The sequence below is a fragment of the Paramagnetospirillum magnetotacticum MS-1 genome (assembly GCF_000829825.1).
Lineage (GTDB): Bacteria > Pseudomonadota > Alphaproteobacteria > Rhodospirillales > Magnetospirillaceae > Phaeospirillum > Phaeospirillum magnetotacticum.
The window spans coordinates 1-14,550 of the sequence record NZ_JXSL01000003.1 but is presented as its reverse complement, the minus strand read 5'-3'; the positions used below and the strand labels follow the sequence as shown (position 1 = coordinate 14,550).

The 14,550-nt window shown below is 51.3% G+C and carries 15 protein-coding genes; 6 read left to right on the top strand and 9 right to left on the bottom strand.

The features are described from left to right. From CCC_RS22650 to CCC_RS00150, 3 genes are all read left to right on the top strand, one after another. Positions 1-401, top strand: a 401-nt coding sequence (locus tag CCC_RS22650; protein ID WP_236686251.1) for a hypothetical protein, incomplete at its 5' end; no start/stop codon positions are given. A gap of 333 nt (positions 402-734) precedes the next feature. Continuing rightward, positions 735-2,402 carry a methyl-accepting chemotaxis protein gene (locus CCC_RS21455; RefSeq protein WP_082036430.1) on the top strand — a complete coding sequence of 556 codons (1,668 nt, stop codon included), beginning with the start codon at positions 735-737 and terminating at the stop codon, positions 2,400-2,402. A 479-nt stretch (positions 2,403-2,881) separates the two neighbouring features. Beyond that, on the top strand, positions 2,882-3,724 hold the full coding sequence (locus tag CCC_RS00150) for a hemerythrin domain-containing protein (RefSeq protein WP_152619642.1): 843 nt from the start codon (positions 2,882-2,884) through the stop codon (positions 3,722-3,724). An 18-nt stretch (positions 3,725-3,742) separates the two neighbouring features. On the opposite strand, the gene CCC_RS21910 is transcribed toward CCC_RS00150, so the two are convergent. After that, positions 3,743-4,039, bottom strand: a complete 297-nt coding sequence (locus CCC_RS21910; RefSeq protein WP_152619641.1) for a hypothetical protein — start codon at positions 4,037-4,039, stop codon at positions 3,743-3,745. A 27-nt stretch (positions 4,040-4,066) separates the two neighbouring features. Next, positions 4,067-4,264, bottom strand: coding sequence for a hypothetical protein (locus CCC_RS00145; protein WP_152619640.1), 198 nt, complete (start codon positions 4,262-4,264; stop codon positions 4,067-4,069). A gap of 372 nt (positions 4,265-4,636) precedes the next feature. On the opposite strand from CCC_RS00145, the gene CCC_RS00140 reads away from it, so the two are divergent. Then, entirely contained in the window at positions 4,637-5,023 is a 387-nt protein-coding gene (locus tag CCC_RS00140; RefSeq protein ID WP_160295480.1) for a response regulator, read from the top strand. A 50-nt stretch (positions 5,024-5,073) separates the two neighbouring features. Then, positions 5,074-5,562 (top strand): bacteriohemerythrin, encoded by a 489-nt coding sequence (locus CCC_RS00135; RefSeq protein WP_052472833.1) that lies wholly within the window; start codon positions 5,074-5,076, stop codon positions 5,560-5,562. Positions 5,563-5,574: 12 nt separating this feature from the next. Here CCC_RS00135 and CCC_RS00130 read toward each other — a convergent pair whose 3' ends face one another. The 4 genes from CCC_RS00130 to CCC_RS22330 form a co-directional block, all read right to left on the bottom strand. Then, a complete protein-coding gene (locus CCC_RS00130) occupies positions 5,575-6,090 on the bottom strand; it encodes a tyrosine-type recombinase/integrase (RefSeq protein WP_269078857.1) in 516 nt (171 codons plus the stop codon). Between the two features lie 168 nt (positions 6,091-6,258). After that, positions 6,259-6,765, bottom strand: a complete 507-nt coding sequence (locus CCC_RS21450) for a BLUF domain-containing protein (RefSeq protein WP_160295479.1) — start codon at positions 6,763-6,765, stop codon at positions 6,259-6,261. Between the two features lie 16 nt (positions 6,766-6,781). Continuing rightward, positions 6,782-8,740 (bottom strand): methyl-accepting chemotaxis protein, encoded by a 1,959-nt coding sequence (locus CCC_RS00120; protein ID WP_052472830.1) that lies wholly within the window; start codon positions 8,738-8,740, stop codon positions 6,782-6,784. A 165-nt stretch (positions 8,741-8,905) separates the two neighbouring features. After that, positions 8,906-9,046, bottom strand: a complete 141-nt coding sequence (locus CCC_RS22330; protein ID WP_160295478.1) for a hypothetical protein — start codon at positions 9,044-9,046, stop codon at positions 8,906-8,908. Positions 9,047-9,179: 133 nt separating this feature from the next. Between CCC_RS22330 and CCC_RS00115 the strand changes: the two genes are divergently transcribed. After that, on the top strand, positions 9,180-10,862 hold the full coding sequence (locus CCC_RS00115; RefSeq protein ID WP_041039050.1) for a methyl-accepting chemotaxis protein: 1,683 nt from the start codon (positions 9,180-9,182) through the stop codon (positions 10,860-10,862). Between the two features lie 117 nt (positions 10,863-10,979). On the opposite strand, the gene CCC_RS00110 is transcribed toward CCC_RS00115, so the two are convergent. From CCC_RS00110 to CCC_RS00100, 3 genes are read right to left on the bottom strand one after another with little or no spacing between them, the layout of a single operon-like run. Beyond that, positions 10,980-11,318: a hypothetical protein gene (locus CCC_RS00110; RefSeq protein WP_052472828.1), complete on the bottom strand. Its 339-nt coding sequence runs from the start codon at positions 11,316-11,318 to the stop codon at positions 10,980-10,982. Further along, a complete protein-coding gene (locus CCC_RS00105) occupies positions 11,315-12,067 on the bottom strand; it encodes a hypothetical protein (RefSeq protein WP_201773266.1) in 753 nt (250 codons plus the stop codon). The genes CCC_RS00110 and CCC_RS00105 overlap by 4 nt, the downstream gene beginning before the upstream one ends. Next, the gene (locus CCC_RS00100; protein WP_152619639.1) at positions 12,064-13,749 is read right to left on the bottom strand and encodes a hypothetical protein; all 1,686 of its coding nucleotides are present in this window, start codon (positions 13,747-13,749) and stop codon (positions 12,064-12,066) included. The genes CCC_RS00105 and CCC_RS00100 overlap by 4 nt, the downstream gene beginning before the upstream one ends. Positions 13,750-14,550: the final 801 nt, after the last annotated feature.

Genomic DNA, 14,550 nt, shown 5'->3' with positions numbered 1-14,550 from the left:
CTTGCCGATCATCACCTGGAGGTGATCCGCGAGTTCACCTTGAGGCGGCGAAAGGGTGGCTCATGATAGAATCATCTGCGAAAGAGAGTGGTGGTGAACTGGACGTAACCAGCACGGTCACCATCAGCGTCATTCAGGTCACGGCCATCCATGCTGGCCGCGTGTTGGCACTGGCCGATGTGGAATTGGTCCTCGATGGCGTGTCCATCGTCATCCACGGCGTACAGGTTCGCGCTGACGCTTCCAAGACGGAAATCACCCTTCCCAATTACCGAGCACCAGACGGTTCATGGCGAACCGCCGTCACATTGCCCAATGAAGTGCGTGGGCCGATGGGCGACGCTGTGATTGCAGCGGCCATGGAGATTGGGATTTTGAAGGAGAAGGCGGCTGTCGTGTAACACGACAGGAATGGTCTCCCACCGTGCATTCTTCATCCTCCTTTCCGTTTACAACCTATTTTCTTTGCACGTTAAACTTATTTAAAACTTCACGCTATGATCAGAAGATAAATTGCAGTCGGCAATTATCATCGCATCAAACCCATCCTAACGAGCCGTGGCGCAGTCCCAAATGGGAGTATCTACAAGGCCAGCCTGAGGCCATTTTGACCAACCAAATTTCTACCATGACAAGGCTATGCGGCTTGTTGAAATAGGTCCAGGTCACCCCGTGCTTTTGTCAGGTAATTGTGAGATGGCCAACAGCGCCACCTTGAGACCAGGAGCGAATTTATGCGCATTAGCTTAAAAATGAGTCTTGGCTCCGGAATTACCGCTGCGGCGCTAATCATCTTTGTAATTGGCGCAGTCATGACAAGCCATAAACTTGGTGTAATCCAAGATGAAGGCGCGGAGTTGTCAGCAATAGCAATTTCCGCGGCGAGCGCGGCTGGCGCAGGGCACAAATTATATCAAATAATAGCTGACGCAGAAATAAACAGAGAATTGGCCGAAACTCGAAAGGATTGGGCCGAGTCGAAGAAAAATGTTGATGGCATTTTTATAATATTTGGCGAGGCGAAATTCACAAGCAATGAAGAATCGTTAATTCATGATGCCAGAAATAACTATGTTGAAATTGTAAAAATATTTGAAAAGGAGATGCTGCCCAGGCTTGATGCAACATCAGATCTTACAGCGGAGATCAGAGATATTGATGGAAGGCTTGATAAGCACATCAAGGGAATGTCTGACGCATTCGCAGAATTACGTAATATTTGCATCAGTAAGTCGAAAGATTCAGACCAGGTATTTGATGATTTTCGATATAATGTTGTTTTATATGGCGCAATTTTTGGCCTTGCAATGCTACTAATAAGTACTGTTGCAACTCTGCGCGTGAATCGCAGCATTCACCTGCCCATTACATCCGTCACAAATGTCATGACAGCTCTTGCCAATGGTGATTGGTCGACTCCTGTATCAGGCCCAATTGGTGAAGACGAGATTGGTTCAATGGTTCGTTCCGTTATGGTGTTCAAGGAACTTGGGCTGGCTGCTGAAGAGATGAAGCGAGAGAGAGAAGCAGCAGAGCGCAAAGCCGCTGATGAGCGCCGAAAATTCATGCTTGCGCTCGCAACAAATTTTGAAAATAGCGTTATGGGGGTGGTGCAAGCGGTTTCGGGCTCTGCATCAGATTTGCAGATTACGGCTCAATCACTAACAACGACGGCAGAAATAACCAGCACTCAGGCAACCGCCGTCGCAGCGGCGTCAGAACAGGCAGCCTGCAACGTTCAAACCGTTGCCGCCGCCGCCGAAGAGCTATCCGCCTCAATATCTGAAATTAGCCGCCAAGTCAGTGAAGCTGCACGCATATCAACAGATGCATCGGCAGAAGCCTCACGGACAAACGAAAAAATCCAATCACTAGCTGCATCGGCACATAAGATTGGTGAGGTAGTAAATTTAATCAATGACATTGCTTCACAGACCAATTTGCTTGCGCTAAATGCGACAATTGAAGCTGCACGGGCCGGTGAAGCAGGCAAAGGCTTTGCTGTTGTAGCAAACGAAGTTAAGAATCTCGCGAACCAAACAGCAAGAGCTACAAGCGAGATTGGAAGTCAGATTGCCACCGTACAAGACGAGACTCTTCAGGCAGTCGAAGCAATCAAGAATATTGGAATGGTGATTGAACAGGTTAAGCATATTTCTGCGGGAATTGCGGCTGCTGTCGAGCAGCAAGGCGCTGCGACCCAAGGAATAGCGGAGAATGTTTTGCAAGCCTCACAGGGAACACAAGAGGTTTCCAGCAATATCAGTGGCGTAACGCAGTCTGCTAATCAAACGGGCACATCGGCATCTCATGTTCTGTCCTCAGCTAATCAACTAATTGCACATTCTGAAAAGCTGCAAGGTGAGATGCAGCGGTTTTTGAACACTGTAAGGACATCATAATCCTCCTTTTAGGGCAGGCGAAGTCGTCGGGCTTCCCAACAAGATTCTGGCGTAGGTTTTCCCGACATGAAGTTGGTGTTGGGAAAGCATACAGATGGGCGTCGAGGTCTGAAATTAAAATCAAAAGGCGGTGGATGGCCTCAAATGGGATTTTAAGGCAAAAGCCCAAAGAGAAGATCGCTTTGGATTTGTGAACTGTAGCTATGGTCAAAAATGAGCGATACTAACCTTGTTTCCGTTGAGAGGCTCACCGAAGGTGCAAGAACTCTCCTAAACCAGTTGGCCTCGGCAAGGCGCGACGTGATTTTGCTTCGTCATCGCCTTCAAACCACAGGTCGATTAACGCCTTCTGCCGTTGCCGATCTTGCTCGGGCAGACGAGGAGTTCCGCGTCTCAATCGAAAGAGTGAGGGCGATCTGTGATCTCCAGGTGGATACCGTCACAAAGATCAATTCTCTTCAGGAGGATGACGCATAGTCATGCAAAGTGAAAAAAATATTGAGACATTAGATCTCTCATACCGGGATCGCTTTGTCGCTGCCTACAAAATGTACGCAAGTGGTGTAGAGGATATCTCTTCATTTTTTGCAGAAGATGAAGCTGATGCATCTCACAAATTAATTGCTTCGATTGTTGATGATAAATTTGCTCATGCTATGCATAGCTTCTCAATAAAATCAATTATGCTTGGCGGGTACCATGGGCTAACACAAGAGGAAGCAGTAGTAATTAGCGACTTTTTTGATGAGTCTTCATTTGCCGAAATTAAAAATGACGATGCATTAACGGCTCTTTCAAAAATCCTTGAAGCGGCCCCATTGCAAAATAATGCTAATAAGTGTTTTGACAAAAATTTATTTGGCAGCGCGTTAGAACTATATGACTCCGACATTGAAATTAGCGCAGCGCTAGCTTTCAGCGACAATATAAGCAACAAAGATATAAAAGATATTATTGATTGCGAAGAGGCAGAGCACTCAATAATCAAAGAAAACTTTTATCAAATGATATCGTTATGCGGAAGCGATTTTGATCGCCCTCTGATATTTAAAATGGCTCATCTATTTCTTTCTTCTGTCCAGTCTCATTTTGAGCACGAAGAACAACTTATACAGAAGTTCGATGATGTAAATTTTGAAAATCACTGCGCGGAGCATATTGATATTATATTATCTATTTCTGTTTTAATTGATGAAATTCAGGTGACAATTATTGCGGAGAAGTTGTTTGCAAAAAAACTAAAATACATCGAAGACCGCATATTGATGCACGCGTCGTCTATGGACGCGGCGCTTATGAATGCCATACTTGTAGGTCGTTAATTTTCAACATTTACTGGATTATTTTATGCGTATATTGCGCATATTCGCCGTACAGAACTTGCTATGACGACCGAGCGCAAAATAGTCGCGCATCACCCGTTCGCAATCGGGACAGCACACAAGCTTCACCACCTGTTTGGACTTGGGCTTGTCCTCGAACAGTGCATTTTGCTGATGGCCATGATCGTGGATTTCGCGGAGCGTCATGAAAATTGACGCTACGGTCATCTGCCCCTGAATTTCAGATCGACCGCTACCGCGAGCCCATGCCTGAGCTATTTGTTTAGCGAGTTCGGCCAGATCATCGTCACGCACAGCGTGGCCGAGCGAAAGGGCGACGACCTATGCCTCAAGATCGGTAACAGGCACATCAATCGGGCCTGCGTATTTCCTCGCGAAATAGACACTGCCCAAAGCGGCCACGGCCAGGACGGATAAAACGCCCCATCCGACGGTCGCACCAATTCCGATTGCCACTGTCTTTCCAACCATCGGCGCTACCGCTGCCGCCTTGGTCCCCGCCATGTTGCTTGCCAGCATTCCCGCCTCCTCAATACCCATACCTTTTATAATGTCTTGTCACATCTTCTTACATGAGTGGGGGGGGGCAATCAAAGAACAATTATCGCGAATGAACCGCAATATAATTTCGCATAACTCTAAAACGTCAGATTTGACCGCATTTACTCTTCACCAGATATAGTACTTCAACCGCAGCTTTCATCATCTGGTCATTGACCTTCAAGTGGCGATCTCGCCGACGAGCATTCCAGCTTAGAAGCTGAACATCACGGCGATGCGCTTGCGTCTCTGCCTTGGTGTGGAAATGACAGCAAAAATCTTTTAGAGTTTATGGAAATCGATGGCCACAGAGCGGGCATTTTGAGCCCCGCAATTTTTCGAGGGCGGCAGATGAATAAGGTAAAGACTGCGGTGATTGTTGACGACAATCTGCCCACACGCACTTTGATTTTCGAGGTCCTTAAAGGAATCGGCATCAAGGATATCGTCCAGGCAATCAATGGCGAAGATGCTATTGCCAAGATCCGTGAAACGTCTCCTCACTTAGTCATTATGGACTGGAAGATGGACGTGATGGACGGGCTTGAATGCACTCAACGCATTCGCTCTGGGACTGATGGCATTGATCAAAAAACTCCAATCGTCCTACTGACTGGGATGGTGGGCGCAGATGCGGAAAAAAAGGCATACGAGGCAGGTGTGGACTTGTTCTTGGAAAAGCCCTTTTCGATCAAAAAGCTTCATTCTGGAATAGTCAAAATTCTTGGGCCAGCCTGACCGAAGGTCGCATACATTCATATTTGTTTTCGTTCATCACGGTGGCGCATATGTCTGAAAACATAGAACAGGATAAGGCACCCGATGGTTGGTCGGCTGATTTGTCCGTTGGCGTGGACATCATTGATGAGGACCATCAAGCCTTCTTTAGGCTGGCAGAACTCCTCCGCGATGTTATAGAAGGTCCAGAGGAAGGGAATGACTACCTAATCGAAACGGCGATTAACGTACTTGAAGAATATGTTGAAGGCCATTTCCTGCGCGAAGAGATGGCAATGGCCGCCGTGAACTATCCCTATTTGGCCGAACATCTTGCTGCACATGAAGCTTTTGCCGCGAAGGCGCATCAAATCGCACAAGAATATAGAAATGGTAATAAAGATATTGCAGGGACAATAAGTGGCCTTGTGGAGCGATGGATCGTGAGCCATATCCAAACTATTGACAAGCAATACTGCGGGTATCTGACAAACGACAACGTAGACAGCCGCCCTTTAATTTATCTATCTGATGAGGATGGCAATGAACTTGAGGTTTAAACTCTCTGCCAGCTACAGCACCTCCACGGCAGCTTTCATCATCTGGTCGTTGACCTCGATATAACGCTGCGTTGTGGACAAATGACGATGACCGGCCAGCGTCATGATGACCTTCGCGGACACGCCGCTGTGGGCCAATTGGGTGATAAACCAGCGCCGACCGCTGTGGCTGCTCGCACCATCAATTCCGGCCAGCGTATAAATCTGTCCAAATAACTGGCAAAGAGTATTGGCCGAAAACGCCGTGGCCTTTTGGGTCACAAGGAACGGAGCGGCGCGATCTGTTGTCGTGTTACACGACACGTAGCGTTCCAACTCGCGGCGCAGCTTGCCACTGACGAACACCGCTCTGGCTTCGGCGGTCTTGGTGTAGTGGGCCAACAGCGTGATCTGGTCTTTCACGCGGCCATCACCATCAAGGACGTCGCCGAGTTTCAAATGGGCAATTTCGCCGACGCGCATTCCTGCGTAGAAGCTCAACATGACCGCCATGCGGTTGCGTGCTGCATGGCGTTGATTGGCGATCACGGACCCCGGAATGGTTATTAACGTGAGGTCCCAGTTAATTAAGGCTACTGCCAATTTGATGCAGACTTAACATCTATTGTGAGAAAAAACAAAGATGGCGACAACTTATAATGTCGCCAATTCTATCTTACTCATCGTTTGACGCCGCTAATACAGTTAGCGCGATGGCTAATTAGATAAAAACTTATCAATGACAAGGTTCATTGAGAATCCATGAATAAGAGTCTTTATTTCGGCATATTGTTCGGCGATTGAAGCGGAATTTGTCAGATTGTTTTTCATAAAATTAATACATGAACTGCGCACCTCTTCCGGCATGTCATCTATATTTATAAGGGCCATTTTCCAGCCATCAAAGGAGCGCCTTTCAATTTCTGCGTCATAAATCTTCACAAGATCCCTGTGCCGCGAATCGTTGCCAATGCGCTCATATAGCTCACCAATAACCTGACTTTCACCCTCAATAAATTGCAATATACATCCATCATAATATGCCATCATGCCAGTGATATTGTGTCCGTCATTAAAAGCTGTGGCAGATAAAATAATATTTGCGATATCATTTTTAGCATTGTTGATATTTACAATGTCACTGACGTAGCCAATGCAACGCAACATCACTACCTCCCGTGCCGGAACGGCCCCTTGCGAATTCCAAACGACTTCGTCGTCCACGATAAATGATGTGTTCCTATTTCCGCATCTGCTCAAGGAACGCATTTACACCTGTTTCCAGTGAGCGGGCTTGGCCTGCGAGGTCATGCACGCTGCTGCGGACATCTCCAGCGTTGCGCCCCGTGATCTCGGCTCCTTCGACGACCTTTACGATGCTATCAGAGACCTGCGTGGTCCCTGCTGCCGCAGATTGAACGCTCCGACTGATCTCGCTGGTGGCAGCTCCTTGCTGTTCAACAGCAGCGGCGACATTGGCCGAGCTTGTATCAATCTCACCGATCATCCCGATAATCTGCTGGATCGCTATCACTGTTTCCTTGGTGATTTCCTGCATCTGCCGCATTTGAATGGCGATTTCGTCCGTCGCTCGCGCAGTCTGGTTAGCAAGCCCTTTGACCTCGTTAGCGACCACGGCAAATCCCTTGCCAGCCTCACCAGCACGAGCGGCCTCAATGGTAGCATTCAGGGCAAGGAGGTTGGTCTGGCTGGCGATGTCGTTGATCATGCCGACGACCTCGCTGATTTTGGCAGCTGACTGCTCCAGCGTCGCAAGCGTCGCACCTGTCTTCTTGGCTTCGTCGGCGGTGCTACGGGCAAGGCTGGCTGAATTCGCAACCTGCCGTGTGATTTCGTTGACTGATGCAGCCAGTTCCTCGGCGGCAGCCGCGACGGCCTGGACATTCCCAGTTGCTTGCATGGCCGCAGCCGCGACTTCAGTGCCCTCGGCCTTCGTTTCCTGCGCGGTAGTGTTCATGGTCTCAGCAGCGTTGCTGAGTTGAGTGCATGCGGCTGCAACCGACTGTGCAGCCCCCTTAACCTGCTGTTCAAACGTCTCAGCCAACTTGATGTAATCCGTGACATCCTTCCAACTGAGCATCATTCCAACGACTTTGCCGCTCTTATCACGGACAACATCAACAACATTCTCTATCGTAACGCCTGCCATCGAGAACTTCCCAGAAAATGGCAGTGCATCAAGATTTGATACGATTCTTTTCACGCCTTCAGGGTGATCGTGGAAATCGAGAATGCTCCGACCAATGACGTTTGACATATCCTTCTTTGATCCTTGCTGCATTCTCTGCAGGATCGCTTTCGCAGACTTATTCAGGTACGAAACCTTCATGTCGGGTGTGCATAAAATTATTGCTGCGGGCTGTTCTTCAACAAGGTTATTGAGCCGATAAGCATCATCGACAACCTTGCGGAGAGCTTCAAGGCCACGTGCCATCGTCCCAATCTCATCACGCCTTGTCTGCTCGGGAACGGATACAGCGCTATCTCCCTTGGCCAGAGAGGACATGATGGACGTCAATTTCGCCATCGGAGCCGCAATACTCTTGGCCATGGCCAGCAAAGCCGCCAAGGAAAGGACTGATGAAAGCGCGGTAATGACCCCAACCAATGACTTGTAGCTATTTTCATGGTCGGCAGCGGCGACCTCAACATTTTTTGAAAGAGCGTCCGAGGCGGTAACAAGCTTATCAATAGCGGCGCGGTGATTTGCGTAAATCCCTCGCAATTCCTTAAATATCGCCATCGCAGCAGCATGGTCGCCGCGTTCTAGTGCTGGGAAAAATGCGGTAAAGGCGCGGTCGTAAAAACGGACAGCTGGCCCATATGCCTCAACGAGCAGGCCATCGCGCATAGATGCATCCAGTGACTGGGTTTTCCAGAACTCGTGCCGATCATCAAAATCTTTCCGCAGTCGCACCATGGCTGCCTTGTGTGCGGAGATTTCAGCGGGTTCGGCGCTTAACGCCTGGGATGCTTCCAGATAGGATTCCAGGATATATTCGGGCGGCGGCAGAATGTCGGCCACCAAGTCCTTCACCTGTACGACGCGGCTATATGTTGGCCCGTTGACCTTTAGTTCGGCGAATGCCGTCCACCATGCGATGCTGATCGCCCCAAGTGCCAACGTCACGGCAATGGCCAATGCCAAAAATTTTCCGCGAATGGTGGATAGGCTCATCGGTAAGCTCCTTCGGCTACGCCCGATGATCATATACCATAAGCTTGTAAATGAGTTTCGCCGCAACCGCGAACAGAATGTTACGGCGAAAAGTTCATATATCCGCAACGCGCGTCAACTGATCGATGATATCGGCGATTGCCTGACAGACTTGATCATGTCGTGTTACACGACAGCTTTCTCCACCAGCAGACCAATCTCCATGGCCGATGCAATCACAGCGTCGCCAATCGGCCCACGCACCTCGTCGGGCAAAGTGATGGCGGTTCGCCATGAGCCGCTTGGAGCTCGGTAGTTCAGCATCATGTGCGCCATTCAGAGCGCCCAGTGGATGACGATGGACACGCATACGTTAGACCTACTACGATTTGACAGTCGGCACGGGTTTGTAAGCCCGCGAAGGTTTGTTTTCGAGTTCATAAGACCAGGGAGCACGGTTATGCGGGTAAGGGATTTAGGAATTGGCGCAAAGGTCTATTCCGTAGTCGCATTTCTGTCCGTGGTCGCTTTGGCGATTGGTGCGTTGGCTGTTGATGCCGCTCGCGATATGGACCTCACTGGGGATGCCTTGGAAGTCGCCTACGAGCGCGTCGCACTGGCGGAGCATACCGAGGCGAAAGTACTCTCTGCGGTAATGGACTCTCGTGGGATCTATATGTCTGCCAACGATAAGGACGTTGCCAAGTATGCCGCGCCGCTCAAATTAACGCTCTCTGAGATCGAGAAGCTCAAGCCAAAATGGATTGAACTATGGGGGAATGACCAGAAAGTTTCCCCTTTAATAGTACAACTTGATGATTTTGTCCGCATCCGCACAGAGCTTGTTAGATTGGCCGAAAAAGAGGGCGCTTCTGTTGCGCGTATTTATGGAGATAATGACGCATCTCGCTCTAATAGGAAAAAATTTTCAGATGGAGTAGCCGCATTGGGCAAATCAGCCCACGAGGAGGCCCGCTCATTGCGCGCCTCTCAGGATGGAAAAATACATCTCACAATTACGCTTTCAATTGTGGGGACTTTATGTGGTGTTCTAATCGCTGGTGCAATGTCTATGTTTGCCGTCTCGCAATATCTGGTTAAGCCGATGCGCGGACTTACGAAAACTATGAAAGAACTTGCTGGCGGCAACCTGAACGTAGATGTTCTGTTCACTGATCAGACGGATGAAATGGGCGTTATGGCACGCACATTGGAGGTGTTTAAGGCTACTTCTGTTGAAAAAGTGCGAGCGGAAGCGGAAGCGAAGGAGGTCGAGCGCCGCGCAGCAGCTGAACACCGCCAGATCCTTGGGCAAATGGCGGATAAATTTGAGGCTGAAGTTTCCTGTGTCGTTGCTGATGTTAGCTCGGCGGCTCAAACCCTCCAAGTATCGGCGCAATCGATGTCCGCCATCGCAGATCAAGTTTCAATAAGGTCGACCTCTGTCGCAGGAGCCTCCCATCAAGCGGCGACTAATGTTTCAACAGTTGCTGCAGCTACTGAAGAATTATCGAGTTCTGTTGCTGAAATAAGCAGGCAAGTTGATGAGTCTGCATCGGTTGCGAAAGATGCAGTGAAAGAAGCATCGGAAACTAATATTATTGTCAGTGGTTTAGCTGATGCGGTTTCTCGCATTGGTGACATCGTCAACCTTATCAATGACATTGCGAGCCAAACCAATCTCTTGGCGCTAAATGCAACCATTGAAGCGGCCAGAGCGGGAGAGGCGGGTAAAGGCTTTGCGGTTGTGGCCAATGAGGTGAAGCATCTGGCGACCCAAACAGGCAAGGCAACGGAGGAAATTGCTCATCAAATTGGAATGGTACAGTCAGAGACCGCGCGGGCCAGCACTGCGATCCATTCTATCGGGCGGACCATTCAGCGGATGGATGAAATTTCGGCATCCATATCCATGTCAGTTGATCAACAGCGTGCAGCAACCGATGAGATTGCTCAGAACGTCGAGCAAGCGGCCAGAGGGACACAGGAAGTTTCTGGCAGTATTTCTGACGTAATGAGTGCTGCCACCGAAGCGACTTCCGCATCTACAGACGTTTTGACTTCTGCGAAGGAATTGGCTAAGGACTCCAGCAAGCTGAAGAATGCAGTAAATGAATTTCTGAGTAGTGTTCGTGTCGGATAAAGTGATCCTGACCCGCTAATTGGCCACGTCGCTGTATTGTAATCCTATAATGAGGATGAGTAACCAGCGCCGATGCGATCTACGGGAAATGCTCACCGAGATAGAATAGCTGTCGTGTTACACGACAGCCGCCTTCTCCTTCAAAATCCCAATCTCCATGGCCGCTGCAATCACAGCGTCGCCCATCGGCCCACGCACTTCATTGGGCAATGTGACGGCGGTTCGCCATGAACCGTCTGGTGCTCGGTAATTGGGAAGGGTGATTTCCGTCTTGGAAGCGTCAGCGCGAACCTGTACGCCGTGGATGACGATGGACACGCCATCGAGGACCAATTCCACATCGGCCAGTGCCAACACGCGGCCAGCATGGATGGCCGTGACCTGAATGACGCTGATGGTGACCGTGCTGGTTACGTCCAGTTCACCACCACTCTCTTTCGCAGATGATTCTATCATGAGCCACCCTTTCGCCGCCTCAAGGTGAACTCGCGGATCACCTCCAGGTGATGATCGGCAAGCAACTCCACGGCCTTTTCCAACGCCTCTCCAATATGCCTCAAGACCCTCCCACGGCTCGCTGGGTAAACATGCATCTCCTCCACGACCATGCTCGGCGGTTGTCCTGATCTTGGTCGAGCCGGAAATTCATGCTCCCATCGCTTATGGGTTCCTGAGGCCATCCTATGGATGATCTTGGCGGCTTGCACCCGCTTGAACTCTGCCGTGGTGATCGCCTCAGGGTCCTCTCGGAGCGCCATCTCGACCGCCAGCCATGCCGCGATCACCGCCAGCGGATCAACCTCCCGCTTTCTGAGGCGAGCCCAAGCTGCCCTTGCGCGGTTCTCGGGTGACATCCCGCGCAGCCGGAAGGCTTCCACATGCTGCCCTGCGCTCTGGTAGAGGCCGCGAACACGATGGATAGCATCCTTCACCCAGAAATCCTCAAGGTTGGCTTTAAGCCACGCCAGGGCTGCTTGGCGATATGGGTTGATCTGCTTGGCTGTGTAGCTGCCGCGATAGGCAGTGCCGTGTCGCTGGTGGTGATCAGCGTGAGATCGGCAGAAGCGCATGTCCAGGCCGCCAGATGTTCCAGCTCTGGTAGGGTTGCGACAGCCCATGACCCGACAGCGACCGAAGAATGGGTTGGGCTCTTCGGCCCTGGCCTTCACGTCCGCCTTGCGCTTGCGGCGGCGATCCGAGGTCATAGCTTCACCAATTTCGAGCCGCCCCGGCCACGGCCTGGAAGGTACGAGACATTGATATCAGCAAGGGCCTTGGTTAAGGCATGCCCAGGATCCCGGAGAGCCGGAGCCACGCTTTCCCGCCACTTGTCATAACTGATTTCCAGCGCTTGCCGGATATCGCCTACCGAATGTTCCCCCGGTTCCTTGATCCCCATGAGATCGATAATAGCTTCGTGGGATGAACCTCGGCGCACAGCTGATTCTTTGGCTGTTTCTGGGTCCAGATCAAAATCCCAGGGGACAACTCTGATCCCCGGCATGTCAGCCTGGATTGAAGCCAGGATGTTATCGCCGGAGGTTCCCTTGGGGAGCAGAATGAAGGCATCGGTCGGAGCGCAGTTGCCCGTTCCATCAATCACCTTCCGGCATTGGACCCTGTTCAGAGCCTGGATGACCGAAACAGCAATCTGCCGCTGCTGCATCTCGATGCGGACATCATCGTATTTCTTGAACACGGGATTCTGGATCCAGTCATCTTCCTGGCGACCTTGAAAGGCCATGAAGGCATTGTTGGCCCAGGTCAATTGATCGCGATAGGACAGGCCAAAGAGAACGACCACATCACAGTCCTTCCAGTCGTTCCGACCATCGATGGCTCCCCAATACCCTACGCTGTACTCGGCAAATTTGGGCTCGAATGTTTTGGCGTAGGGTGCAACCTTTTTATGGCAGCATAGGAATATGCGGCGGTCTTGACCAAGCCGGACCTCTAAATCGGCCAGCAGTCTGGGCAATCTTTTCTGGTGAAGCTCTTGCATCTTGGTCTTGCCGATACCCTTGCATCTGGCGACATGAAGGGTGACGTTTTCGTAGGCTCTGGCACCGCCGGGAACGGCGTATACCTGGGCCTTATGGCTGAACAACTCCCAGAGGAAATTCTGGGTTGCCGTCGCATCCAGAACTACCGGCCCTGGCAAAGAATCGGGGATCGCGAGCTTGGCGCAGTTGAGAGTGTGGTGGTCACCCTTGCTGGCGTAATACGCCCAATTGGCCATGACACCTTCAAGGCCTTGGAGCGTTTCATCGACCTTGTCGCGGAAGCGATGCCGAGTAGCCAAAGAGTTCTCTTGCAGAACCGTCTGGTCATAAGGATGGTTCCACAGGGCAGACCTCAGACCCTCCATCGAATACTCCGAGGGCATCGCCATGGTGCCCTTCCAGACCATCCTCGTCATGGTCATTGGGAGATCGGGTTTGGCCGCAACCGACTCTGACATCTTCTGGAAGATCTCATCAGCCTCCCTGAGGCACAGGATCGGGTCAGGGAATGCCTTCTTCACAGGTTCAGGAATATGCCCCAGGGCCTGAGAGATGGCCGATGATGTGATCTGGTACTCTTCGACCATGTTGGCCAAAGCCTCATCGATGACGGTCAGCTTCCGCCGTCCATAGTTCCACTCGATCAGCGCAGACCACTTGTCAGCTCTATCCTTGCCAAGCCCGATAGCGGCGTTGACGTAAGCCTGATGGGTCACCACCAGGATTTCTGAGGCCGCCACCTCATCTGCTGTCACGGTTGTTTCCGAATGTTTGGCGACGGCCACCATAGCCCCAGCATGACCATTGATGCTCTCGACCACCTCATTGCACTGATCGATCAGCCGAGTGACCACCAGCATCCCCGTCTTGTCCCCATCGGCCACCCTCCGATTCCCCTCAGCCAGCATGGCGGCATACAGACACAGCCCTTGGGTCTTCCCGGTCCCCGTGGGCGGCTGAAGGACTCTCCAGGTCCTCTGATCGTCAGTCCCATGGGCCACGATGGCCTGACCGAAGGCTTCCGCCAGTTGCCGCCAGATGGCCCTCAGCTTCTCACTGGACGCATTCCCCAGGGTCTCCACCCAGTGCTTCTCCATCCTGTCCACGAATGCGATGGATGACACTGGTGCTGATTCTGAGAACGGCTCTGGGGCAGCCATCGGGTTTCCTCTCAGGGATTAAATAGGGGGGTGAAGGCTCTATAGGAGAGAATGAGAAATCCATCCCCCTATTAATCAGACCACAAGATCCACACCCCGTCACCTGGGACAGGAGCGGACAGGGACCCGGAAAGGAAACCGACAGAGTCCCCCTCGGTAACCTCTGGGTACCCCTGGGTCCCTGATTATTCTGGAACAAAAATCTCAGCCCCATATCGCACCCTGGGGTCTCAGCTCATGTCCCCCGTGGCGGGGCCTCCAGACCTTCGATCATCGCGACCAAGTCCCCCAGATGACCGGCAGCTTCTCCGATGGGACTGCCGCCGGTGTTCCCATGGACTGCCCCAGGGTGGCTATGGGGCTGGAGTACCAGGGGCCGGTCAGCGGTAGACCAAACGGTAGACCAGAAGTGCCTCTGGACATCGAACCTGGATATACCTAGACTCTTGAAATCGTTGGAATCATGGGCCTAGAGGGTGCCTGTGGTGGGAAATGACCTCGATCATCGGTCTTCACCCGCTCCAA

Bases quoted from the DNA above. Each gene is read 5' to 3' on its own strand.
- CCC_RS00150 (WP_152619642.1), top strand. From the start codon at position 2,882: ATGCAAAGTGAAAAAAATATTGAGACATTAGATCTCTCATACCGGGAT.
- CCC_RS00115 (WP_041039050.1), top strand. From the start codon at position 9,180: ATGCGGGTAAGGGATTTAGGAATTGGCGCAAAGGTCTATTCCGTAGTC.
- CCC_RS00145 (WP_152619640.1), bottom strand. From the start codon at position 4,264: ATGCTGGCAAGCAACATGGCGGGGACCAAGGCGGCAGCGGTAGCGCCG.
- CCC_RS00105 (WP_201773266.1), bottom strand. From the start codon at position 12,067: ATGACCTCGGATCGCCGCCGCAAGCGCAAGGCGGACGTGAAGGCCAGG.
- CCC_RS00135 (WP_052472833.1), top strand. From the start codon at position 5,074: ATGTCTGAAAACATAGAACAGGATAAGGCACCCGATGGTTGGTCGGCT.
- CCC_RS22330 (WP_160295478.1), bottom strand. From the start codon at position 9,046: ATGATGCTGAACTACCGAGCTCCAAGCGGCTCATGGCGAACCGCCATC.
- CCC_RS00120 (WP_052472830.1), bottom strand. From the start codon at position 8,740: ATGAGCCTATCCACCATTCGCGGAAAATTTTTGGCATTGGCCATTGCC.
- CCC_RS00110 (WP_052472828.1), bottom strand. From the start codon at position 11,318: ATGATAGAATCATCTGCGAAAGAGAGTGGTGGTGAACTGGACGTAACC.
- CCC_RS21455 (WP_082036430.1), top strand. From the start codon at position 735: ATGCGCATTAGCTTAAAAATGAGTCTTGGCTCCGGAATTACCGCTGCG.
- CCC_RS00140 (WP_160295480.1), top strand. From the start codon at position 4,637: ATGAATAAGGTAAAGACTGCGGTGATTGTTGACGACAATCTGCCCACA.